Source organism: Raineya sp., from assembly GCF_053497555.1.
The window spans coordinates 21,477-43,018 of record NZ_JBRCWE010000049.1 but is presented as its reverse complement, the minus strand read 5'-3'; the positions used below and the strand labels follow the sequence as shown (position 1 = coordinate 43,018).

Annotated in this window: 25 protein-coding genes and 1 tRNA gene; 13 read left to right on the top strand and 13 right to left on the bottom strand. The window is 37.4% G+C overall.

Annotated features, from left to right (window positions below):
* Window positions 1-137: 137 nt before the first annotated feature.
* The 4 genes from ACWITO_RS06170 to rsmG all read left to right on the top strand — a co-directional run bounded on the left by ACWITO_RS06170 (window position 138) and on the right by rsmG (window position 2,704).
* Complete coding sequence (locus ACWITO_RS06170; RefSeq protein WP_448529124.1) at window positions 138-374, top strand: hypothetical protein; 237 nt, start codon at window positions 138-140, stop codon at window positions 372-374.
* A 12-nt stretch (window positions 375-386) separates the two neighbouring features.
* Window positions 387-614 (top strand): hypothetical protein, encoded by a 228-nt coding sequence (locus ACWITO_RS06165; protein WP_448529123.1) that lies wholly within the window; start codon window positions 387-389, stop codon window positions 612-614.
* 132 nt (window positions 615-746) lie between these two features.
* Window positions 747-2,054 (top strand): DUF1015 domain-containing protein, encoded by a 1,308-nt coding sequence (locus ACWITO_RS06160; RefSeq protein ID WP_448529122.1) that lies wholly within the window; start codon window positions 747-749, stop codon window positions 2,052-2,054.
* 17 nt (window positions 2,055-2,071) lie between these two features.
* Window positions 2,072-2,704, top strand: a complete 633-nt coding sequence (gene rsmG / locus ACWITO_RS06155; protein WP_448529121.1) for a 16S rRNA (guanine(527)-N(7))-methyltransferase RsmG — start codon at window positions 2,072-2,074, stop codon at window positions 2,702-2,704.
* Window positions 2,705-2,774: 70 nt separating this feature from the next.
* Here the strand turns inward: rsmG and ACWITO_RS06150 are convergent, their stop codons facing one another.
* The 5 genes from ACWITO_RS06150 to ACWITO_RS06130 all read right to left on the bottom strand — a co-directional run bounded on the left by ACWITO_RS06150 (window position 2,775) and on the right by ACWITO_RS06130 (window position 4,144).
* On the bottom strand, window positions 2,775-2,990 hold the full coding sequence (locus tag ACWITO_RS06150) for a hypothetical protein (RefSeq protein WP_448529120.1): 216 nt from the start codon (window positions 2,988-2,990) through the stop codon (window positions 2,775-2,777).
* A gap of 4 nt (window positions 2,991-2,994) precedes the next feature.
* A complete protein-coding gene (locus ACWITO_RS06145; protein ID WP_448529119.1) occupies window positions 2,995-3,198 on the bottom strand; it encodes a hypothetical protein in 204 nt (67 codons plus the stop codon).
* 31 nt (window positions 3,199-3,229) lie between these two features.
* Entirely contained in the window at window positions 3,230-3,424 is a 195-nt protein-coding gene (locus tag ACWITO_RS06140; protein ID WP_448529118.1) for a hypothetical protein, read from the bottom strand.
* 4 nt (window positions 3,425-3,428) lie between these two features.
* Complete coding sequence (locus tag ACWITO_RS06135; protein ID WP_448529117.1) at window positions 3,429-3,878, bottom strand: DUF6932 family protein; 450 nt, start codon at window positions 3,876-3,878, stop codon at window positions 3,429-3,431.
* Between the two features lie 195 nt (window positions 3,879-4,073).
* Window positions 4,074-4,144 (bottom strand) — tRNA-Gln (locus ACWITO_RS06130).
* Between the two features lie 197 nt (window positions 4,145-4,341).
* Between ACWITO_RS06130 and ACWITO_RS06125 the strand changes: the two genes are divergently transcribed.
* The 3 genes from ACWITO_RS06125 (at window position 4,342) to ACWITO_RS06115 (ending at window position 7,580) form a co-directional block, all read left to right on the top strand.
* Window positions 4,342-5,967, top strand: a complete 1,626-nt coding sequence (locus tag ACWITO_RS06125; protein WP_448529128.1) for a CTP synthase — start codon at window positions 4,342-4,344, stop codon at window positions 5,965-5,967.
* A 71-nt stretch (window positions 5,968-6,038) separates the two neighbouring features.
* Entirely contained in the window at window positions 6,039-6,719 is a 681-nt protein-coding gene (locus ACWITO_RS06120) for a DUF4290 domain-containing protein (RefSeq protein ID WP_101357917.1), read from the top strand.
* A 99-nt stretch (window positions 6,720-6,818) separates the two neighbouring features.
* A complete protein-coding gene (locus tag ACWITO_RS06115; RefSeq protein ID WP_448529116.1) occupies window positions 6,819-7,580 on the top strand; it encodes a polyprenol monophosphomannose synthase in 762 nt (253 codons plus the stop codon).
* Here ACWITO_RS06115 and ACWITO_RS06110 read toward each other — a convergent pair.
* Window positions 7,560-8,477 (bottom strand): aspartate carbamoyltransferase catalytic subunit, encoded by a 918-nt coding sequence (locus tag ACWITO_RS06110; protein WP_448529115.1) that lies wholly within the window; start codon window positions 8,475-8,477, stop codon window positions 7,560-7,562. The two genes, ACWITO_RS06115 and ACWITO_RS06110, sit on opposite strands and share 21 nt — an antisense overlap.
* A gap of 8 nt (window positions 8,478-8,485) precedes the next feature.
* The gene (locus tag ACWITO_RS06105; protein ID WP_448529114.1) at window positions 8,486-10,237 is read right to left on the bottom strand and encodes an ABC transporter substrate-binding protein; all 1,752 of its coding nucleotides are present in this window, start codon (window positions 10,235-10,237) and stop codon (window positions 8,486-8,488) included.
* Window positions 10,238-10,408: 171 nt separating this feature from the next.
* Between ACWITO_RS06105 and ACWITO_RS06100 the strand changes: the two genes are divergently transcribed.
* From ACWITO_RS06100 to ACWITO_RS06080, 5 genes are all read left to right on the top strand, one after another.
* Window positions 10,409-11,443 carry a WD40/YVTN/BNR-like repeat-containing protein gene (locus tag ACWITO_RS06100; protein WP_448529113.1) on the top strand — a complete coding sequence of 345 codons (1,035 nt, stop codon included), beginning with the start codon at window positions 10,409-10,411 and terminating at the stop codon, window positions 11,441-11,443.
* 12 nt (window positions 11,444-11,455) lie between these two features.
* Window positions 11,456-12,292 carry an Rpn family recombination-promoting nuclease/putative transposase gene (locus ACWITO_RS06095; RefSeq protein ID WP_448529112.1) on the top strand — a complete coding sequence of 279 codons (837 nt, stop codon included), beginning with the start codon at window positions 11,456-11,458 and terminating at the stop codon, window positions 12,290-12,292.
* Window positions 12,293-12,295: 3 nt separating this feature from the next.
* Window positions 12,296-13,492, top strand: a complete 1,197-nt coding sequence (locus ACWITO_RS06090; RefSeq protein ID WP_448529111.1) for a CaiB/BaiF CoA transferase family protein — start codon at window positions 12,296-12,298, stop codon at window positions 13,490-13,492.
* Window positions 13,493-13,562: 70 nt separating this feature from the next.
* Window positions 13,563-13,844 (top strand): hypothetical protein, encoded by a 282-nt coding sequence (locus tag ACWITO_RS06085; RefSeq protein WP_448529110.1) that lies wholly within the window; start codon window positions 13,563-13,565, stop codon window positions 13,842-13,844.
* A gap of 177 nt (window positions 13,845-14,021) precedes the next feature.
* Window positions 14,022-15,203, top strand: a complete 1,182-nt coding sequence (locus ACWITO_RS06080) for a THUMP-like domain-containing protein (RefSeq protein ID WP_448529109.1) — start codon at window positions 14,022-14,024, stop codon at window positions 15,201-15,203.
* 4 nt (window positions 15,204-15,207) lie between these two features.
* Here the strand turns inward: ACWITO_RS06080 and cysD are convergent, their stop codons facing one another.
* Window positions 15,208-16,110 carry a sulfate adenylyltransferase subunit CysD gene (gene cysD, locus ACWITO_RS06075; RefSeq protein ID WP_448529108.1) on the bottom strand — a complete coding sequence of 301 codons (903 nt, stop codon included), beginning with the start codon at window positions 16,108-16,110 and terminating at the stop codon, window positions 15,208-15,210.
* 296 nt (window positions 16,111-16,406) lie between these two features.
* Between cysD and ACWITO_RS06070 the strand changes: the two genes are divergently transcribed.
* Window positions 16,407-16,598: a hypothetical protein gene (locus ACWITO_RS06070; protein ID WP_448529107.1), complete on the top strand. Its 192-nt coding sequence runs from the start codon at window positions 16,407-16,409 to the stop codon at window positions 16,596-16,598.
* 111 nt (window positions 16,599-16,709) lie between these two features.
* Here ACWITO_RS06070 and ACWITO_RS06065 read toward each other — a convergent pair whose 3' ends face one another.
* From ACWITO_RS06065 to ACWITO_RS06045, 5 genes are all read right to left on the bottom strand, one after another.
* Entirely contained in the window at window positions 16,710-17,231 is a 522-nt protein-coding gene (locus ACWITO_RS06065) for a hypothetical protein (RefSeq protein WP_448529106.1), read from the bottom strand.
* A 100-nt stretch (window positions 17,232-17,331) separates the two neighbouring features.
* Window positions 17,332-18,606: a phosphoribosylamine--glycine ligase gene (purD, locus tag ACWITO_RS06060; protein ID WP_448529105.1), complete on the bottom strand. Its 1,275-nt coding sequence runs from the start codon at window positions 18,604-18,606 to the stop codon at window positions 17,332-17,334.
* 54 nt (window positions 18,607-18,660) lie between these two features.
* Entirely contained in the window at window positions 18,661-19,461 is an 801-nt protein-coding gene (locus ACWITO_RS06055) for an RMD1 family protein (protein ID WP_448529104.1), read from the bottom strand.
* A 73-nt stretch (window positions 19,462-19,534) separates the two neighbouring features.
* Window positions 19,535-20,422, bottom strand: a complete 888-nt coding sequence (locus tag ACWITO_RS06050; protein ID WP_448529103.1) for a DNA adenine methylase — start codon at window positions 20,420-20,422, stop codon at window positions 19,535-19,537.
* Window positions 20,423-20,426: 4 nt separating this feature from the next.
* Window positions 20,427-21,524, bottom strand: a complete 1,098-nt coding sequence (locus ACWITO_RS06045; protein WP_448529102.1) for a hypothetical protein — start codon at window positions 21,522-21,524, stop codon at window positions 20,427-20,429.
* Between the last annotated feature and the right edge of the window lie 18 nt (window positions 21,525-21,542).

The following is a 21,542-nucleotide window of genomic DNA, read 5'->3' as shown; positions in this document are numbered from 1 at the left end:
ATTTCACCGAGTAAAATGACTAAAATCAGCGAGTAAGGTTTGTTTTTTACAAATATTTCCATTACATTTGGAATGTATTTTGTAAAATCTCAAAATAAGATTCATCATTCATTAAAAATACCTAAACTGCTACTGCTATGAAAGTATCTGCATTGAAACTGAAAACTTGGAGCGAGGAGGTAATTTCGCCACTTGCTTGGCAAAGGATTGTTTTGAAGGCTTTGCCTACACTCAAAGAAATGGGCTTTGAGCTAAATACCTTGATGAATCCTTCTGAAACACTTATGCTTTCAGAGAAGGCTTTTGTAGTAATTGATGCAGTCGTAAAGGAGTTGTACCAAACCGAAGTTTTACCCGAACTTGTAACCGCTTAATAACAACAAAAAATGAATGCTCTCAAAATTAAAGAATGGTGTGATGCGAACATTACACCTATGGCTTGGCAAAGAATAGTGATGAAAAACCTAGACCTATTCAAAGCCAAAGGCTGGGGACTGGCAGAAGCCAATAGCCCCAATGCGGCAATGATATTGGATACAGCAATGGTAGAAGCTATCAAAAACTCTATCAAGGAAATGTATCAAATGGAACTTCCTGAAAGCGTACTCGCTTAAAGAAGTCTTCTGCAAGCATAGTTTCGTAATATTGGTTCTCACAGGAAGCATTTTCAAGAAATTGCTTCCTTTTTTGCTTTATATGTGAGGATACATTTTTCTTTTTTGTATTTTTGCCCAAAAACTTGCAAAATGGCTGAAATTATACCTTTCAGGGCTTGGCGATACGCCCCTCATTTACCTATTGATGAACTCACTTCCCCCCTTTTTGATGTCGTTTCTGAAAAGCAAATCAAGGCTTTGTATGCCCAAGAGTTCAATAGTATTCATCTTTCTGTACCTGCTATGGGTGTTAGCTATGAGGAAATTGCTATTCTACAAGAAAAGTGGAAAAAAGAGGGTGTGCTTCGCCAAGATGAATTGCCTGCTATTTATGTGTATTATCAATATTTTTCTTTACCCAATTCTAATAAAACTTTTTGCCGAAAGGGGTTTATTGCAATGGTACGCGTGTATGAGTGGAACGAAAACCAGATTTTAAGACACGAAAACGTACTACCCCACTCTGTTAGCGACCGCATAGAACTTCTGCGAGCTACTCATATGAATATTGCCCCTACTCACGGACTTTACACCGATGCCCTTCACGAACTTGAACCTTTTATGGACGAAAGTATGCTCGTCCCTCTCTATGAAACCGAAGATTATCAGGGTGTTAGAGATGTGCTTAGCGTAATACAAGATGCCAAAATAATTGCCAAATTTCAGGAAGTTATAGCTAAAACTAAAATTATCCTTGCCGATGGACATCATCGTTATACCAGTTCTTTGGAGTATGCCAAAGAACTGCGAAAGAAAAACCCCAGCCATACAGGCAACGAAATGTACAACTATCATCTGATGTATTTTACCAATACCGAAAGCGATGATTTGAAAATCCTGCCTACTCACCGATTGGTACAGGATTTGCCCAACTTCAACGAGCAGAGCCTTATTGATAAACTGCACCAATATTTTGATATAAAGCCTGTGATTGAACCCGAAACATTGGAAGAAGTTATTGCAGGTAAAACTTGGACTTTTGGCTTGCTTACGCAAAATATTTCTTGCAAAATTCGCTTGCGAGATGAAGTGTTCAAGCAAATGACTTGGCACTTTCCCGAAGTGGTAAAACGCTTGGATTTAACTATTTTACACTATTTTTTGCTTTACAAAGTATTGGGTATCAGCAAAGAAGAACAGCAACAAGGCAAGTATCTTTCTTTTGTTCGGAATTTTCACGAGTGTTTGGAAAAAGTTGAACATCAAAAAGCCCAAATCGCACTTATCACGCAAGGGGTAAGTATTGAAGAGGTCAAAAAAGTTTGCGAAAGTGGCTATACAATGCCCCAAAAATCAACTTATTTTTATCCGAAAGTAGTTTGTGGCTTTGTATTTGCAAGCATTGCCGAAAACGAAAATAACACTATGGCAGATAAGTTTTTTAGAAAAAACCCTTAAAAACCTTCTAAGTTGGTATGTCTGTTGCATTGATAGAAAAATATTTTCCTAACCTATCCGAAAAACAAAAAAAACGTTTTGAGGCACTTTTGCCGCTTTATCAGGAATGGAACGCCAAAATCAATGTGATTTCACGCAAAGATATGGACGAATTTTACACACATCACGTCCTTCATTCTTTGGGCATTGCCAAAATAATAACCTTTGAGCCTATGACAATGGTACTTGACGTAGGCACAGGAGGCGGCTTTCCGGGCATACCGCTGGCTATTTTACAAGAAAAAGTTGAGTTCCACCTGATTGATTCAATTGGTAAGAAAATAAAAGTGGTAGAAGGTGTTGTAAAAGAGCTTGGTCTTGAAAATGTGCAATATCGTCAAGTTCGTGCCGAGCAAGTGGAAAACAATATGTACGATTTTGTTTTGAGCCGTGCCGTAACGCAGGCTGATATTTTTTGGGAGTGGGTAAAAAATAAATTTAGTAAAAACGAATACAACCCGCTACGAAATGGCATTTTGCACCTCAAAGGTGGCGACTTGACCGAAGAGCTATCCAAACTCAAACGCAAGTATCAAATTTTCAATCTTTCCGATTTTTTCCAAGAAACTTTCTTTGAAACCAAAAAAGTAGTGTATATTCCAAGATTTTAATGAAATTTCAAAAACGCAAACAAGAAGAATGCACTTTACTTAGCCAATGCCATATTTTTTAGAATGATCTTTATGCTGAAAGTCTAAAAGGTAGGTTAGCCTCATTCATTAGCTCTAAAAGGTCTTGCAAATATTTTTTCTTTAATTCTTGGTATTGCTCCATAATAGAGGCACCATCATTGATTGACTGATGAACCCTAATGAGATTTTCGGTTCTTATTACCAAATCAAGAGTTTGATGTACAGCTTGTAATAGTTCCTCATAGTTCCATACTGCTTTTTCCATAAAATTAAAATTTAAGTTCCAAAAAGCCTTTGAATTGCACCGACTTTCTTTTATTTTGCAAAATTCCTTGAAGCTCACGCAAAAAAGCCTCAAAATTGCACCAAATTTCATTTCTTGCCTCATTCCACACCAAAATATCTTTCGCACTTGCCAAATCCGTTTCTATTGCCATAAATGGTTCTAAATAGCCTTCTGTGTTGAAAGTCATAATTTTTTTAACTCTTGGGAGCGTGGATTTTTTATGCTGAAAGTTTCAAAGGTATGTTCATTTTATTAAATATTTCAGCTAATTGTTCAAAATATTGCATTTTTAGCCTTTCGTAATTTTCTATGGAATTTGTATCTGGTTCAGAAGCCTGCAAGTGAAATGCAATTGCTTTGTTTGCCCTTTCTATCATTTCAAGCAAATTTTGTATTTCCGCAAGATACTCCATAAAGCTAAAATTTAAGTTCCAAAAATCCTTTTTTTTCTTTATTACGTGTTTTGGTAAATAAACTAAACCATTCTTTCGTATCAAATTCCTCAAATAACTTTCTTTCGTGTATTTCAGGATAAACTTTTACGAAATATACATCTAATTTTTGAATTTTCCTATACGAAAGTGTTTTGAATTTAGCAAGGTCTTTTTCGTTTGCTAAATACTCTTGAAAATCTATAAAAACAACCAAATCTAAATCATTAGGGATTTCTTTCTTGGTAGCAAAACTACCATTGAGCCAAATAGTAAAGGAACTTTGCAAAATCCCTTGAAGCTCACGCAAAAAAATCTCAAAATTGTCCCAAATTTCATTTCTTGCCTCATTCCACACCAAAATATCTTTCGCACTTGCCAAATCCGTTTCTATTGCCGTAAATGGCTCAAAAAAGCCTTCTGCATTGAAGTTCATAAATTTTTCTTGTAAAAAGGTTACAGAAACCTATCCCAAAATTACAAAAATTTTAACGAATTTTTGCAGAAAAACGGATAACTGCAAGTAAAAAAAAGCCCTTCAAACTGATGATTTTTTGAAAAAAAACGGAAAAACTGCAAGTAAAAAAAAGCCCTCCACGCTATCGTAGAGGGCTTTTTTGGCGGATTTTCGTTGCCCGAGCTGGATTCGAACCAACACACGCAGAACCAAAATCTGCAGTCCTGCCATTAGACGATCGGGCAATCATTTTTAGTGGTGCAAAGGTAATGGAAAAAATTATTCCAACCAAATTTTTAAGCAAAAAAATTTAATCTTGCTTAACAATTCCTTGATTTTCAAATCCAAAATAAAAAATTTTGCACAAGGTTTTTGCGAATTTGATTTTCTCCTAACTTTGCACTCCATAGTAAAAGACCAAACCCTCACGCAAACTTTTATTATGGCACAAGCAAAACATATTTTCGTAACAGGAGGTGTTACCTCTTCACTGGGTAAAGGCATTATCGCTTCCTCACTGGCTACCCTTCTGCAAGCACGAGGCTTTTCAGTAACTATTCAAAAATTTGACCCTTACATCAACATAGACCCTGGCACGCTCAATCCTTACGAACACGGAGAATGTTATGTAACCGATGATGGTGCCGAAACAGATTTAGACCTTGGGCATTATGAAAGATTTTTGAACATTCCCACCTCGCAAGCCAACAACGTTACTACGGGCAGAATTTATTACAACGTTATCACCAAAGAACGCCAAGGAGCGTACTTAGGCAAAACCGTGCAGGTAGTTCCACATATCACCGATGAAATCAAACGCAATATTCTTTTGCTTGACGAAACAGGCAAGTACGATATCGTAATTACTGAAATTGGCGGTTGCGTTGGCGATATTGAGTCGCTTCCTTTCATTGAAGCCTTGCGTCAGCTCAAATGGGAATTGGGAAGCAATGATGTTGTAGTCATTCATCTTACACTTTTGCCTTATCTTGCCGCCGCAGGCGAGCTCAAAACCAAACCTACACAACACTCCGTAAAAGCCCTTTCCGAAGCTGGTGTGCAACCTGATATTATTGTGTGCCGTTCCGAAAGACCTATCCCTTTGGAAATTAGGAAAAAAATTGCCCTTTTTACAGGGGTGAGCGTCAATTCGGTGATTGAAGCCATTGATGCTGAAACGATTTATGATGTACCCTTGCTGATGCGTAAAGAAAAACTTGATGAGCGAGTGCTTGCCAAATTACGCTATCCTTACAAAAAAGAACCCAACATTGAGGCTTGGAAAGAGTTTTTGGGCAGACTCAAAAACCCCACCGAAAATGTAGATATTGCTCTTGTAGGCAAATACGTAGAGCTACACGATGCTTACAAATCCATTGCCGAAGCCTTTACACACGCAGGAGCTTACAACGAATGTAAAGTAAAACTGCACTGGATACACTCCGAAAAAATTGACGAAAGCAATGTCAAAGATATTTTAGGGCAAATGCACGGCATTTTGGTTGCCCCCGGCTTTGGGGAAAGAGGTATTGAAGGCAAAATTACAGCTGTTCGTTTTGCTCGTGAGCAGAAAATCCCTTTTTTGGGAATTTGCTTGGGTATGCAATGTGCTGTCATTGAGTTTGCTCGCAACGTTTTGGGTTTAGAAAACGCCCATTCTACTGAAATGAACCCACAAACCCCCTACCCTGTCATTGACCTAATGGAAGAGCAAAAGAAAGTAACTGCCAAAGGCGGCACTATGCGTCTGGGGGCTTATCCTTGCAAGTTGCAAAAAGGTACAAAAGTACATCAAGCCTATGGTAAAACCCTCATTAGCGAACGCCACCGCCACCGCTACGAGTTTAATAACCAATTTTTAGAACAATTTGAAAAAGGAGGTTTGGTATTTAGTGGCTTTAACCCTGATAGCAATCTTGTAGAAGTGATTGAACTGCCCTCACATCCTTGGTTTGTGGGCGTGCAGTTTCACCCTGAGCTCAAAAGCACTGTTGCCAGCCCGCATCCGCTTTTTATGCGTTTTGTAAAAGCCGCTATGGAGCATAAAACAAGCCAGAAAATGATTTAAGCAAACTATTTCGCAACAAGATTTCTTTTTTTGCGTTAAATCTTGTAAGTTTGAGGCTTAAAACCGCAGTTATGTACGAATACACGAGCAGTGATACCGTAATACTCAAAGAGTACGGCAGAAACATTCAGAAAATGGTGGAATATCTCAAAACTATTCCCGATAGGCAAGAACGTACCGAAAAAGCCTATCTGGTAGTAGAAATGATGAAGCAAATCCACCCAAATTTCAAAGAATTTCAAGAAACACCAAGCAAATTTTGGGACGATTTGTTCATTATTGCCCAATTTGATTTAGATATTGATGCCCCCTACCCTATGCCCGAAAAAGATATGCTTGGCAAAAAACCCGAACGCGTAGCGTATAGCACCAATAATATCAAGTTTCGGCATTATGGGAAAAATATTCAGTTGCTTGTGCAAGCCGTAGCCCACTTACCCGAAGGCGAAAGAAAAAAAGAGTTGGAAGCACACCTTTTCAATCTGATGAAATCCTTTCATCAGGCTTGGCAAAAAGATAATATTGAAGATAGCGTACTCGTAGAGCAAATCAAAGACCTTTCTGACGGAGCTATCCAATGCAATCTTGACGAACTCTATGGCAACCCTATCGTGAGCAGTTCGCAAGAAACGAAAAACCTAAAAGCCACAAACACAAGCAGTAGCAATCATAACAAGAAAAACAAAAAAAATGCCTTCAATGGCAATAAAAAAAATAAAAACTGGAACAACAAAAACAAGGGGAAATATTAAGAGGTTCAAAAGGCTTAAGGGCTCAAAGTTTGAAAGTTCAAGGTTTGAAACTTTGACTACTAACCTCAATCTTCCAAACATACGTAAGTTTGCTCATCAATGTCCGATGCACTGATAATTATTCCTACATACAACGAAATAGAAAATATTGAGGCTATCATTCGTAAAATTTTTTCGCTTGTATTGCCTTTCGATTTACTTATTGTAGATGATGGCTCTCCCGATGGTACTGCCGAAAAAGTAAAAGATTTACAAAAAGAATTTGCAAGCAGGCTTTTTTTGGAACAACGTACAGGTAAGCAAGGTTTAGGCACTGCCTACATTCACGGCTTTCGGTGGGCTTTACAGAGAAGTTATGAGTATATTTTTGAAATGGACGCTGATTTTTCGCATAATCCCGATGATTTAGTACGCTTATATCAAACAGCCTCGCAAGAAGGTTACGATTTAGTGATAGGTTCGCGTTACATTTCGGGGGTAAATGTTGTGAATTGGCCTATGAAGCGAGTTTTGATGTCTTATTTTGCAGGAAAATATGTGCGTTTTATTACAGGTATGCCTATTTCCGACCCTACGGCAGGTTTTAAGTGCTATCGCCGAAAGGTTTTAGCAACCATTGACTTAGAGAAAATCAAATTTGTAGGCTATGCTTTTCAAATTGAAATGAAGTTTCAAACGTGGAAATATGGCTTTCGTATCAAAGAAATTCCTATTATTTTCACCGAAAGAGAGCGAGGTACTTCTAAAATGAGTTTCAAAATTTTCAAAGAGGCTTTTTGGGGAGTTATTTTCCTGAAAATCAGCAGTTTTTTCAAAAAATATCAAGCCCCACAAGTAACCTCAATTACTTTGAGCCAATAAGTACAACACTGCCATACGGATAGCTACCCCATTTTCTACTTGGTCTAAAATAATAGAATGAGAGCTATCGGCTACATCGCTACTTAATTCTATACCTCTATTGATAGGACCTGGGTGCATTATGATAATTTCCTTATCCAACTCTTCCAATAGCTTTCTGTTGATACCAAAATAAAGTGTATATTCTCGCAACGAAGGGAAATACTTGATTTGTTGCCTTTCCAATTGAATACGAAGCACATTGGCTACCTCACACCAACGCAAAGCCTCGCGTACATTGTAAGTAATTTTCACGCCCAAATCCTTGGCATATTTGGGAATAAGTGTAGCAGGAGCACAAAGCATTATTTCTGCCCCCAGTTTTTGCAAAGCAAAAATATTAGAAAGAGCGACACGAGAGTGTAAAATATCGCCAATAATTGCCACCTTTCTGCCTGCCACCGAACCCAACTTTTCTTGAATGGAAAAACAATCTAAAAGAGCCTGCGTAGGGTGTTCGTGTGTGCCATCGCCTGCATTGATGATATTGGCTTTGATATGTTTAGCTAAAAAATGAGGCGAACCCACGCTACTATGACGCATCACAAGCATATCTACTTTCATTGCCAAAATATTATTCACCGTATCCAGCAAGGTTTCTCCCTTTTTTACCGAACTCCCCGAAGCCGAAAAGTTGATAACATCAGCCGAAAGACGCTTTTCAGCAAGTTCAAAAGAAAGGCGGGTACGGGTAGAATTTTCAAAAAAAACATTGGCAATGGTTACATCACGCAAAGAGGGTACTTTCTTGATAGGACGATTGATAACCTCTTTGAAGGAACGAGCTGTTTCAAAGATTTTCTCAATATCCTTTTCCGTAATGTTTTTTATCCCCAAAAGATGTCTGGTGGAAAGCATACAATTTTCTACTTTTCCTTTTTAGGTTTGGGTTTTACTTCAACGGGTTCGGTGCTTAAAGGATTTGCCACCACTAACTTTTTATCTGCAAACTTCAAAATAGGCACGTATTGGTTATCCCTTTCACTTTCGGTAAAAAGATAGCCCCTGAAAGTTTTTTTGAAATCCTCACTTTCAACAACTTTTTTGAAAAAATCTCTTGGATAAAGATGCAGGTATTTCACAAAGGAAATCATCACATCATAGCCTTTGTGGCTGGCAACAGGTGGGGCAACCATATTGCTGTATATCTCTACAAATTTTACTCTTTGGTTGTATTCTACTCTGAAAGGCTCTCTATCGCCACTCAGACGCGTATAATCGGCATCTATAAAATGAACATTTTGCTTTTCTAAATCCGCAGGTTTGAGTTCAGGAATTTTACGCCACGCAAGCGTTGTAAGAATAGGCACATTGGGTAACTTTTCCTTCATTATTTCCATTATTTTTTCGGCGGCGGCTTGGCTGGAGCTCGTTACAAAAATATAATTTACGTCTTTGTATTCAGGATTGGAAAGTATTTGCTCAATTTGTGGTATAGTAGTAACAGAAATTTTGTGTTGGTACAAAATTTTACCTCCTACTTTTTCTAATTCGCTTTTATGAGCATTGAGCAATTTCATTTCTTCGGGCAATTCGCTATGAAAAATAATTACATTTTTACCAAAAGTACTTGCCGCAAACCGAGCCGACTGCTTGCCTTGGGTTTCTATGGAAGGTTGCAAAAAGTACGCATTTTTACTTTTCAAAAATTTGGGGTTAGTCAGAAAAGGGTTGATAATAGGAATATCCTTTTTTTCAGCGATTTCAAGGGCTTTGGCAAAATCTTCATCATAAAAAGGTCCTACAAACATATCAACTTTCACAAATTCATTGTTTTTGTACATCAGCTCTAAGGTATCGGGATTCTGATAGACATCATACACAATAAGGCGAGTAGGCTTTTTGAGCGTAGTATCCAAAATGCGTTGAGCTATTCGCATTCCTTGATAAAAATCAATGGAAAGATTGGTAGCAGGAGTACGCTTTTTGGGGTCTTTGTATTCTTTGAAATTGATTGGCAAAAATAAAGCAATATTCAAGGTATCTGACTTTCGGCGATAGACGTTCTTTTCTACCCTTTGCAAACGCACTTTTTCAGGCTTTTCCAAATTATACTTTTGTACAAGTTCTTCCAAATACTCCAAATCTTTGATATTATCAACTTCGGTGGCTAATTTATCCACTAAAATTTGAGCTATGGTTTTATCGTTGGGATACACAGCCTGCAAGTTTTTCAGCACCGCAATCTCTCTTTTACCCAAATAATGGGCTTTCATTGCTTCGGCTTTTGCTTTCAGCGAACCTTTTATTTTTTCGATATAGCTCAAAGCAATATTATCCTCTTTGCGTTCAAAAGCAATATTGGCTTGTAAGTATAAAACTTCTTGGTTTTTATCCCATTGCGGAAACTGCTCCGAAAGTTTTTCAAGCAATTTTTCAGCTTCTTTCCACTTTTTCAAGTAGAAATAACACAATGCCGAATAATAATGAGCATACTCCTGATAGATATTCCCTTTGGCTTTTTTCAGCAGAGGGTCAAAAGCTAAAATAGCTTCTTGGTAGTCTTTGTTATTGAGAAAAGTTTTGGCTTTCTGATACTGCTCTGTAAGTTTTTTGTTTTGGGCAACTACACACAGCGAAAAAAAGCTCAAAAAAAGAATAATTGAAAGTTTTTTCATTGGTTGAAAATTTATGGCTCAAAGTTACAACAACTTCAAAAAATTTGATAATTCTTTGAACCTAATTTTTCAAAATTACAAAATTTTGACAAATCCGAACAAAAAAGCTAATTTGCAAGAGTTTTCTTTGAGTTAATAGCCCTATTCTTGGTTCAAAACTGCACAAAAACTATGCAAAAATCTTTGTTTTTTTCGTTTTTCTTTGCTTGCTTTTTCTTATTAGGGAAAACTTTTTCGCAAGAAATAGAAGTTTTTTTACAAAATGCTGTTTCAGAAAGTAGCTTTCGGGGCTTGTGGATAGTAGATGAACAAGTGGTTTGGGCAAGTGGCACCAAAGGAACTATTCTCAAAACTACCAATGGCGGGAAAAATTGGCAAAATTTACAAATCAAAGGATTTGAAGACAAAGATTTTCGGGATATTGTAGCCTTTGATGAGAAACGGGCTTTTGTTATCAATGCGGGTTCGCCTGCTTATATTCTAAAAACCCTGGATGGGGGCGAAAGTTGGCAAGTTGTCTATCAAGATACTTCTAAAACTGCTTTTTTGAATGATATAGGCTTTTTTGGCGAAAAAATTGGCTTTGTTTTTGGCGACCCTGATGAAGAAAGAAATTTCACTTTGCTCAAAACCGAAGACGGGGGAAATACTTGGATAAATATCGGTAAAAATTTGCCCAAAGCTCAAAAAAATGAGGCAGGTTTTGCCGCAAGTGGTACGATTATGCGTTTTCGTGAGCCTTCGCATATCTGGATAGGCACAGGCGGTGGCGAAAAGGCTCGTATGCTTATTTCCACAGATTTGGGAAGCACTTGGCAAAGCGTAGAAGTGCCTATTTTGAGTGGAAAAGCCTCGCAAGGTATTTTTTCAGTTGTTTTTCAGGATTTGAAAAATGGCGTTGCCGTAGGCGGCGACTATACACAACCCAATTGGGCAGAAAAAACAGGTGTTTATACCTCAGACGGCGGAAAATCTTGGAAAATCGCCAAAATTCCTCCCAAAGGTTATCGGTCTTGTGTTTCGTACATACGCAAGAAAACCTATGTTGCCGTTGGCACAAGTGGTATAGATTTTACCAAAGATGGCGGAAAAAAGTGGAAAAATATTTCTACCGAGGGGTTTCATACGGTACGCTTTATCCGTGAAGGAAACATTGGTTGGGCAATCGGAAACAAAGGAAAACTCGCAAAACTTGTATTGAAGTAAAATGTTGATATTATGCAATTTGCAGATGTAAAAAACGATATTGCCTTTCGTAAAATTTTCGGGAACGAAAACAAAAAACAAATTCTGATTTCGTTCCTCAATGCGATTTTGGGGCTGGAAGGTGAGCGAAAAATTGCAGATGTGCAAATCCTAAACCCTTATCAAGTTCCCATAGTATTAGGAGCGAAATCTACCGTACTTGATGTAAAGGCTCGTGACGAAGCAGGTAAAGAGTATATCGTAGAAATGCAAGTTACGGATAAAATCGGTTTTGCTCAAAGAGTAGTGTATTATTCTGCCAAGAGCTATATTTCGCAACTCAATGCCAAAGAGGAATACTACCAACTCAAACCTGTAATTTTTATTGGTATTTTAGATTTTACCTTTTTGGAAACTCCTCATTACCTTTCCCGACATCTCATTTTGGACGAAAAAACCCAAGAACACAAACTCAAAGACCTTGAATTTAACTTCATTGAGCTACCCAAATTCAATAAAACTGAAAAGGAACTGCACACACTCACAGAAAAATGGGTGTTTTTTATCAAAAACGCAGAAAATTTAGAAGTTATTCCTGATAGTGTTGATGATGAAGGTTTGAAAACTGCTTATTTGGAAGCTGATAAGCACCTTTGGAGCAAAAAAGACCTTGAAGCCTACGAATATGCTCGTATGCGTGAAACTGATGAAAAAACCGAAAAAATGAAAGCAGAAGAAATGGGTATGTTGAGAGAGAAGCAATCCGTGGCTTTCAAAGCTATCCAAAAAGGTTTTGATAATGAAACTATCAGCGAACTGACGGGGCTTTCTGTGCAAGAAATTGAAAAATTACGAAAAGAAATTTCATAGGCTATGCAAAAAAGACCATTAGAAGGTATCAAAATTTTAGATTTGAGCAGGCTCTTGCCCGGTCCGCTGGCTACTATGCTTATGGCTGATATGGGGGCAGAAGTGATTAAAATTGAAAATCCTGTACAGCCCGACTATGTACGCAACTTTCCCCCTGTCTATGAAGCCGAAGGGAAAGAATTTTCAGCAAATTACTTAGCTTTCAATCGCTCCAAAAAAAGCCTAACATTAGATTATACCCAACCCGAAGGCAGAGAGATTTTTTGGAAACTTGTGCAAACTGCCGATGTAGTAGTGGAGCAATTTCGCCCAGGATATTTGGATAAATTGGGAATTGGCTACAACGAAGCCCAAAAAATAAATGAAAAAATCATTTACGTTTCTATCACAGGCTACGGACAAACAGGCTCTTATAGCCACTTGGCAGGGCACGACCTCAACTATTTGAGCTATTCGGGTATTTTAGGTTTGATAGGTGAAGCAGGCAAAGCCCCTACCCTTCCCGCTGTACAGCTTGCTGATATTGCGGGTGGCTCTTATATGGCAATTATCGGAACACTTGCCGCTTTGCAGGCTCGCACCCATACACACAAAGGGCAACACGTGGATATTTCAATGACTGAAGGGGTTATGCCCCTTCTGGTTGTACCTTTTACGCATTATCAGGCTACGAAGCAAGCTCAAAAACGTGGCGAAACGCCTCTTTCGGGAGCCTTCCCCAATTACAATGTGTATATGTGCAAAGATGGCAAGTACATCTCTCTTGCCACATTGGAGCCGAAATTTTGGATAAAATTCTGCAATGTAGTCCAAAAACCTGAGTTTTTAGGCTTTGCAATGCCCCAAGAACCCAAGCAAATGCAAGAAAATAAAGCCACCTTGCAAGCATTTTTTCTTTCAGAAGAAAGAGAATACTGGCTCAAATTAAGCCAAGAACACGATTTACTCATTAGCCCCATATACGAAATAGACGAAATTGAGCAAGATAAGCATTTGCAAGAACGAAATATGTTCCTCAAAATGCAACACCCCAAAATTGGAGAAATCCTTTCTTTGGGCTTCCCGATTAAGTTTTCTGCTACGCCTGCTATGCCTCAAAATATTGCCCCCGAGCTGGGTGCAGATACACAAAAGATTTTGCAAGAAATAGGATTTTCACACACCGAAATTGAAAAGCTAAAAAGTCAGAATATTGTTTGAAATGTAAAAAAAATTCAGCAGATATGAACTATTTTATTCACTTTTTCGTTTCGTCTATAAAAATACGCTTATGAAAAAAATCGCATTAGCTTTGTCCCTTTTCGCTTTGGTAAGTGGAACAGTAGTGGTGGCTTCAACTTTCAACAATGCTGAAAGCACCGAGTTTATCTTCAAGAAAAAGAAGAAAAAGAAAAAAGATTCTTGCTGTACAACTACCGAAAGCAAGGCTTCTTCTTGTAGCACAGAAAAGAAAGATGCCTCTGCTACTACTGAAACCAAAGACGGAAAATCTTGCTCTACTGCCACCACCGAAAAGAAAAGTGGTTGCTGTTCAAGCAAAAAAGTGCAGTAAAAAACTCAAAAACCTTCAAGTTTGAAGGTTTTTTTCTTGATAAGCAATGCGTTTTGCCTAAATTATTTTGACCATAACGCCGTTTTTTGGGTGGCAAGAGTTCAAAAACAAGCCTCAAAACCTCAAACTTCAAACTTTTTCACCTCTGCTTTCATCAATTTCGGATAAGTTCCTTGTATGCAAGATTTAAGCGAGCTTCAAACACTACTTAAACACTACTTAAACGTCCCTCTTTCCGAACTTCCTTTTGCTTTGCAGAAATATCCTACTTCTCTGCGTACATTGCTAATGCAACAAATAGAAGGTAGAAGGAAAATCCAAAACAAAGTCCCTCATTGGTACGAAAACTACGCATTAGTATTCCCTCCCGCCCTGAATTTGGAACAAAGTTCTTCCGAAAAAACAGCTTTTTTCAAAGCTCAATTGCTTTCAGGCAATACCATTCTAGACCTCACAGGTGGCTTTGGTGTAGATACTTGGGCATTTGCACAAAAATTCAAAAAAGTTTGGTATGTAGAAAAAAATCCCGATTTGTTTCAAATCGTCAGGCAAAACTTTGAAGCAATGCAACTAAACAATGTTTCCCTGCACAATGCAGAAGCTCAACATTTCTTACAAAACTTTTCCGAAGCCGTTGATTATATTTATTTAGACCCTGCTCGCCGAAATTTACAAGGGAAATCTATTGCCCAAATCACTGAAACCGAACCGAATATTTTACAGCTTCTGCCACTGCTTTTTGATAAAACAGAAAAAATTTTGCTCAAAACCTCACCTATGTTTGAAATAAAAGAGGCTCTGAAAATTTTGCCTAATGTGGCAGGTGTTTATGTGGTAAGCGTTCAGAACGAGTGCAAGGAAGTGCTATATCTTTTAGAAAAAAATTTTTGCTCCGAATGGCAAAACATTCCCATTTACACTTACAATTTGCTTGAAAATAACTCACAGATTTTTACAAGTACCTTCGCTGAAGAAAGCAAAGCCAATGTTCATTTAGCCCCTTTGGTGCAAGAATATTTGTATGAGCCAAATAGTTCTATTCTCAAAGCAGGATTTTTCAGGAGCATAGCAGAAAAATTCAACTTATACAAACTGCACAGCAACTCGCATCTATACACGCAAGGCAAATTATTGGAAAATTTTTCGGGTAGAGTTTTTAGAATAAAAAAAGTTTTGCAAAATCCGCAGAAAGAACTGCCCGAAATGGGTTCTGTCTTTAATATCATTGCCCGAAACTATCCGCTTTCAGTGTCTGAAATTTGTAAAAAATACAAAATCAAAGAAGGTGGAAAAGATTTTTTGATAGCTACCACTCTTGCCAGTAATCAGAAAGCAATCATTTGGGCTGAAAAATTGTAAGCTATCAGAAGTACCCTTCTTTTTTTCTATCTTCCATAGCGGTTTCGGAAATTTTGTCGTCCATACGCAAACCTCTTTCCGAAATGGCAAGACTTTCAATTTCTGCAATAACTTTTTCAATGGTATCGGCAGTGCTTTCAATAGCGGCGGTGCAGGTCATATCGCCTACGGTGCGAAATCTGACGTTTTTTTCTGCCAAAATGTCGTTATTATCGGTAAAAATAAAATCGGCATAAGGCAAAATTTGCGAGCCTCTGATGATGCACTTGCGTTTATGGGCAAAATATAGCGAAGGCAAAGCGATATTTTCTCGTAAAATATACCGCCAAACATCTAATTCTGTCCAGTTGCTCAAAGGGAAAACACGCATATTTTCGCCTTTGTGGAGCTTGCCGTTGTAAATATTCCATAATTCAGGACGCTGATTTTTAGGATTCCATTGTCCAAATTCATCGCGAGGCGAAAAAACTCTTTCTTTGGCACGGGCTTTTTCTTCGTCGCGTCTGGCACCTCCTATGCAAGCATCTAACTCGTACTTTTCAATGGTTTCCAGTAGTGTAACACTTTGCAAAGTGTTTCTACTTGCTCCTTTTCCCTTTTTTTCTACTACCGTGCCTCTATCAATAGAATCCTGAACATAGCCTACTATCAGCTCGGCACCAACATTTCTAACCAAATTATCACGAAAAACAATAGTTTCAGGGAAATTATGCCCTGTATCTATATGCACAAGCGGGAAAGGGAAGGGCATAGGATAAAAAGCCTTGCGTATCAGATGAACCAAAGTGATAGAATCTTTACCACCTGAAAAAAGCAGTGCTGGTTTTTGAAATTGCCCTGCTACTTCTCTAAGTATGTGAATAGCTTCTGCTTCTAAAATATCTAAGTAGTTCCAAGTGTTTGGCATAATGTTTGTTTTTACAAAAGTAGAAATTTTTTTACAAAAAAAATTCTCAAAAAAATTTGTTTGTCTGAAATAAAATTTGCAAGATTGCCAAAAAAAGAAAAGAAATGTTAAAACGCTGTAATCATATTGCCGAAAGTATTTACAAGACTTCAAAACGTGAGGTGCTTGTGCCTTTTGGTTCGCCCTTTGGTTCAGGAAATTGCTGATGTATTTGGAATAAAAATCTTTATTCATAAAAGCAAACCTGAACCGCTCAAAGTTCAGGTTTTTTTGTTTCACCCTTAAATGTTACCGCTATGGAAAACTTAATCAAAACCAACAAATGCCCTACAATTTGGCTCGGTGTGGATACTATGGTACAAAACCAAGCACATAGCGAAGCCCTTATCGTAGAAACTCGCCCCGATTTAGATGATAACAATCTAGATACATCTATTGAGGGGGGAGATGGCGAAAAGGAAATAGCCTGCTTAGAAAGTAAAGTATAGATGGATTTGCAATAATAAACTAAAAGGTCGCTGTTATAGCGACCTTGTAACTTCTTGAAAAAGTTTAAGATTTTTAACTTTTGAACTCTTGAACCCAAAAACAAGAGCCTGTTAAATATCATCTTCGGCTTCGTCAAGCAACATATCTTCAAAATCGTCATCATTTTCAAGAAAGCCTGTATCTTGCTTATTCATTTTTTTACGAAACTTTTGGCGTTTTTCTATTCTTTGTCTCATACGCTCTTTTTGCTCTTGTTTAAGTTTTTCGTATTCAACTTTTTGTTGGGCATTGAGCGTAGTAGAAATGCTTTGGTCTCTTTGCTGATTTAATTCTCTGATTTGTTTGGCATAAAAACCTTTTTCAGGTTTTTCACCTCTTTCACGCTTGGCTTTGACTTCGGCACGGAGTTCATCAACTCTTTGGGCAGTTTGCAAATTTACTTTGTAAATTTGTTGCTTTTGCTCGCCGTTTAGATTTAGGCGTTTCGTAAGTCTATTGGTAATAGCGGTAGCTCTCTGTTCAGGCGTTTTGGGTTCTCTCATTTTTCTTTGACGCATAGGGCTTCTTTGGGCTTCTGCGAAAAGTAAAAAGGCAAAGAATACAAGAAACAAACTAAAAATTTTCTTTTTCATAAAATTAGATGTTTGGTGAATGTATTGCTTTGACACCACAAATTGACAAAGGTTTAATCAGGCTTTTCTAAAAAATTAGCAAGTGGCAAGGAGGCTACTCTTACAACAAATCTTTACCAATATCTCGGCGGAAGTATTTGTTTTCAAAACTGATACATTCAGCGGCTTTTTGGGATTTTTCAATAGCTTCGGGTAAAGTTTTGGCAAGGGCAGTCAGAGCCATTACCCTACCACCATTGGTGAGCAGTTTCTCATTTTCCAACTTTGTACCTGCGTGAAAAATCAAAGCATTTTCAACTCTATCCAAATCCTTTATCTCCTTGCCTGTTTCGTAGGTTTCGGGATAGCCTGCCGATACTACAATCGTTGTAACAGCCGTTTCAGGCTTAATTTTTAGTTCTACTTCGTTAAGTTTTTGAGTAGCGGTAGCCAAGAGCAGTTCTACGAGGTCGTTTTCAATTCTTGGGAAAACTACTTGGGTTTCGGGGTCGCCCATTCGGCAGTTAAATTCAATCACATAAGGTTCATTTCCTACCTTCATCAGACCAATAAACAAAAATCCTACATAAGAGATATTTCTTTTCTGCAAAGCCTGCAAAGTAGGAACAATGATTTTCTGCTCTACTTTTTGCATAAAAGTCTTATCGGCAAAAGGCACGGGGGAAACTGCACCCATTCCACCTGTATTCAAACCTGTATCGTTTTCGCCTATGCGTTTGTAGTCTTTGGCTTCGGGCAAAATTTTGTAGTTTTTGCCGTCAGTGAGTACAAAAACTGATAGCTCAATACCTTCTAAAAATTGCTCAATCACGATTTTTTCACTTGCTTTGCCAAATTTTTTATCCAAAAGCATTTCTTTAAGAGCCTTTTCAGCTTCTTTGTACGTGGGGCAAATTAGTACGCCTTTGCCTGCGGCAAGCCCATCAGCTTTGAGCACAATAGGCAAAGAATGATTGTAAATGTATGCAATAGCTTTCTCAAAATCCTCCGCCCAAAAAGAATGATAACTTGCCGTTGGAATTTGATATTCAAACATCAGTTGCTTGGCAAAATCTTTACTGCCTTCCAACATAGCTCCTTCCTTTGAGGGAGCTATGAGATGTATCTGTCCTAAATCCTTTTGCTCCCTGAAAAAATCCCAAATACCCGCTACAAGTGGCTCTTCATTGCCAACTACAAGCATTTGTATATTTTTTTCTCTGCAAAAAGAAGCCAAAGCAGAGAAATCTGTGGGTTTGATAGCTACATTTTCAGCAATTTGGGCTGTACCTGCATTGCCTGTGGCAACAAACAACTTCTCACAAAGAGGGCTTTGAGTTATTTTCCACGCAAAAGCGTGTTCTCTCCCTCCTGAGCCTAAAAGCAAAATGTTCATAGTAGTACAGAGTAGTTAGTAATGAGTAATGAGTAGTTAGTAATGGGTAATCAGTTAATTTGACCAAAGTTTGCGAAGCCACTCGCTAAAAAATACATTCAAGACTTCCACTAAAATCAGAATAATGATAATCCACTCCAAACGAGAGCTTTCTCGGTGTTGGAGCAGGTCGGTAAGCAGAACCAAATTTTCCTCTACAATTCGCAGGCGGTAGTCCAAATCACGAAAACGCGGACTAATATCAAAATTATCTTTGAGCTGTCGGTGCAGGCGTTGCAGTTCCTCATTATCCCAAACAATATTAGGGTCATCAAGAATGTAAAGGTTATCAATGATGCTATTTTTTATATTTTTAACCTTCCCGATAAATTTCAGCAAATCACGCTTGGAAATTTTCACTTTGCCAAACTCCTCCAATTGGTCAATATAGACTTTACTGGCATTGAGAATTTCAAGGCTAATGATTTCGTAATAATCCATCGCCACCGATTGAGCAACATTGAGCGTAATAATGCGAATAGCATCTAACTGAATTTGCGGAAGTGTAATGGAATCATTTTTTACAAGTGCCTTGGGCAAAGATTTATCTACTAAAAGCGTGAAATAGTCATTTACATCAAGATTAACGGGGTTTTCGGCGTATTTTTTAATAAAATCCAGCAAATTGCTCTTGCTCACGGCATCATAGCCTACAAAAACGACTACTCCATAGCTAAAAACGTGCAAAAAGCGTTTCTCTTCTTCCTCTACATAAAAAATATCCCAACTGCTGGCGTGAGCAGGCTCGTGTAGGAAGTCGTTACGAAAACGCTTCAAGTGAATAGTTTCAGCTATTTGGTAGGCATCAATGAGCATAAATCATTGGTTTGAAGGTTGAATGGTTTGAGCAAACAAAGATACATAAGATATTTTTAAAACCTTAACAAAGCTAAAAATTAGCAAAATTGAGCGTAGTTTGAACAGATAAGTTCTTTTGGAGCAATATTTTTTTGCTATCAATTTTGAAGTTGGCTATAAAAATTTCTTTGCCTAATTGCTTTGAAACTGCCGATTGATTTGGCTTTGCCGAACTCACATTACGCATACCATACGTTAAATTCCATTCTAAAATATGAGCAAAGGAAAATAAATTTTTGATATAATCACTATTATCGTAGGTTATTAGCCATTTATGATTGCAATTTTTCATTACTTCGGCAAATCTTTCGTGGTTAAAACTTTTGTGTAATTTACCATTTTTGCCATAAAGTGCTGATTTTGTAGCAGAAAAATAAGGTGGGTCAAGGAAAATAAATACATTTTTCCCTTCCGCCTTTACTACTTCTTCATAATCTAAATTGGTTATTTTTATATCTTTGACAACACTTTCCAAAAGCCCTAAACGCTCAATGCTACTTGTTGTAAATCTTTTTTGAAAGGCTTGCTCCGAAAACCCGCCTGCTTCTGTTGTGCCTGAAAATGTAATTCGGTTGAACACAAAAAAAGCACTTGCTATTTTCAAATCATCAAAACCATTTATATTTTCAATTAAGAACTTGTGTAGTTCTTTTCCATTATCAAAATCTTTTTTCCATGCACTTACTTGTCTGATAATGCCTTGCAAATCTTTTTGTGTATATTCCCAAAATTTATACAATTCAAAATATAAGTCGTTAATCCAATATTTTCTTTCGGGAAAAAGTTGTTTTAATGCCAAAAATACCGAACCACCCCCAACAAAAGGCTCTCTAAATTCTTCAAAATAAGGAATTAAGGGCAATATTTGCTCTAACGCCTTGCTTTTTCCTCCTGGATACCTTAACGGACTTTTTATCATTATGTTATACTTTTTTCAAAGTTACCAAAAAGCCATTTGTGTTAGCTTCTTCAAAAAGGTTTTTTAGGAAATTTTGTTGAGTTTTATTCAACTTATTTTGGTCGCAAAATTTTTCAAACTCTACATTACTTGTTTTTGAGTTTAGTTCTGATTTCAATTTTGAGGAGGTCAAAAGTAAAATAGGCATTGGATTTTTAGGTTTATCATTTACTTTTGTATCTTTCAAATTGGTATATAGAATCATTTTCAGCAAACCATCTTTAATATCACTTTTACTTGGTAAAATACCTGATTTTGAATGTTTCCCTTCTATCAAATACACTTCTTTATGCTCTATATGTACTTCATCAACCGTCAAGAAATACTGTCCACCCAAATAGTTTGTAATCGCAATTTTTGCCTTCGTCAAAGAGGATAAAACCTCCTTAGGCTGTACAGTTACAAACTCTCTGCCTTGTGCCTCTCTTGCTTTCTGGCGTGAGAACTCCATAAATTCCCTAACATTTCTACTAATTATCTCCACAAAATCATCTATGCTTTTCTCGCTGTGCATTCTTACATTGGTTTTCTTACTAATTTTTGCATAACTATCTTTTGCTTTTACAATAACGTCTAAAAAGTTATTATTTAACTCTTGCAAATTCCAGTGTAAAGCTGAACTATGATAAGTTGAAATTTCTTGAATTTTCTCCAAAACATATTGATTATCAAACTTCTGATTAGTAATCTTATTATCATAGAGGTTGTTTTTTTCTGCATCATTATAGTATGCCAAAATCACATACACATCAAGTAAAGACATCATAGAAACTGTATCCCACTGAATAAAGTCCCTATCACCATCAAGACCTTCATCTTTTACAACGGGAATGATTGTTATCTTTTTACCACTCGCCAACGTATTATAAACCCTTTCATAAGGGTACGACCTTGTACGCTTTGGTGAAATCCATTTTGAAATAGCAAAAGTTTGTTTGTTGTTAGTGAAAATACAACAGGAAGGACAGGTGTTAATATCAAAATCACTGCTTTCAATGATTGGGAGTTCATCAGCCAGAAATATTTTGTATTGTAATCCTGTTATTTGAGCACTAACTTGCATTATTAGATTTCTTGAAAA

Bases quoted from the DNA above. Each gene is read 5' to 3' on its own strand.
- ACWITO_RS06085 (WP_448529110.1), top strand. From the start codon at position 13,563: ATGAAAAAAATCGCATTAGCTTTGTCCCTTTTCGCTTTGGTAAGTGGA.
- ACWITO_RS06105 (WP_448529114.1), bottom strand. From the start codon at position 10,237: ATGAAAAAACTTTCAATTATTCTTTTTTTGAGCTTTTTTTCGCTGTGT.
- purD (WP_448529105.1), bottom strand. From the start codon at position 18,606: ATGAACATTTTGCTTTTAGGCTCAGGAGGGAGAGAACACGCTTTTGCG.
- ACWITO_RS06165 (WP_448529123.1), top strand. From the start codon at position 387: ATGAATGCTCTCAAAATTAAAGAATGGTGTGATGCGAACATTACACCT.
- ACWITO_RS06125 (WP_448529128.1), top strand. From the start codon at position 4,342: ATGGCACAAGCAAAACATATTTTCGTAACAGGAGGTGTTACCTCTTCA.
- ACWITO_RS06170 (WP_448529124.1), top strand. From the start codon at position 138: ATGAAAGTATCTGCATTGAAACTGAAAACTTGGAGCGAGGAGGTAATT.
- ACWITO_RS06160 (WP_448529122.1), top strand. From the start codon at position 747: ATGGCTGAAATTATACCTTTCAGGGCTTGGCGATACGCCCCTCATTTA.
- ACWITO_RS06120 (WP_101357917.1), top strand. From the start codon at position 6,039: ATGTACGAATACACGAGCAGTGATACCGTAATACTCAAAGAGTACGGC.
- ACWITO_RS06145 (WP_448529119.1), bottom strand. From the start codon at position 3,198: ATGACTTTCAACACAGAAGGCTATTTAGAACCATTTATGGCAATAGAA.
- ACWITO_RS06135 (WP_448529117.1), bottom strand. From the start codon at position 3,878: ATGAACTTCAATGCAGAAGGCTTTTTTGAGCCATTTACGGCAATAGAA.
- cysD (WP_448529108.1), bottom strand. From the start codon at position 16,110: ATGCCAAACACTTGGAACTACTTAGATATTTTAGAAGCAGAAGCTATT.
- ACWITO_RS06150 (WP_448529120.1), bottom strand. From the start codon at position 2,990: ATGGAAAAAGCAGTATGGAACTATGAGGAACTATTACAAGCTGTACAT.
- ACWITO_RS06050 (WP_448529103.1), bottom strand. From the start codon at position 20,422: ATGATAAAAAGTCCGTTAAGGTATCCAGGAGGAAAAAGCAAGGCGTTA.
- ACWITO_RS06090 (WP_448529111.1), top strand. From the start codon at position 12,296: ATGCAAAAAAGACCATTAGAAGGTATCAAAATTTTAGATTTGAGCAGG.
- ACWITO_RS06045 (WP_448529102.1), bottom strand. From the start codon at position 21,524: ATGCAAGTTAGTGCTCAAATAACAGGATTACAATACAAAATATTTCTG.
- ACWITO_RS06080 (WP_448529109.1), top strand. From the start codon at position 14,022: ATGCAAGATTTAAGCGAGCTTCAAACACTACTTAAACACTACTTAAAC.
- ACWITO_RS06095 (WP_448529112.1), top strand. From the start codon at position 11,456: ATGCAATTTGCAGATGTAAAAAACGATATTGCCTTTCGTAAAATTTTC.
- ACWITO_RS06100 (WP_448529113.1), top strand. From the start codon at position 10,409: ATGCAAAAATCTTTGTTTTTTTCGTTTTTCTTTGCTTGCTTTTTCTTA.
- ACWITO_RS06115 (WP_448529116.1), top strand. From the start codon at position 6,819: ATGTCCGATGCACTGATAATTATTCCTACATACAACGAAATAGAAAAT.
- ACWITO_RS06055 (WP_448529104.1), bottom strand. From the start codon at position 19,461: ATGCTCATTGATGCCTACCAAATAGCTGAAACTATTCACTTGAAGCGT.
- ACWITO_RS06110 (WP_448529115.1), bottom strand. From the start codon at position 8,477: ATGCTTTCCACCAGACATCTTTTGGGGATAAAAAACATTACGGAAAAG.
- ACWITO_RS06140 (WP_448529118.1), bottom strand. From the start codon at position 3,424: ATGGAGTATCTTGCGGAAATACAAAATTTGCTTGAAATGATAGAAAGG.
- ACWITO_RS06065 (WP_448529106.1), bottom strand. From the start codon at position 17,231: ATGAAAAAGAAAATTTTTAGTTTGTTTCTTGTATTCTTTGCCTTTTTA.
- rsmG (WP_448529121.1), top strand. From the start codon at position 2,072: ATGTCTGTTGCATTGATAGAAAAATATTTTCCTAACCTATCCGAAAAA.
- ACWITO_RS06070 (WP_448529107.1), top strand. From the start codon at position 16,407: ATGGAAAACTTAATCAAAACCAACAAATGCCCTACAATTTGGCTCGGT.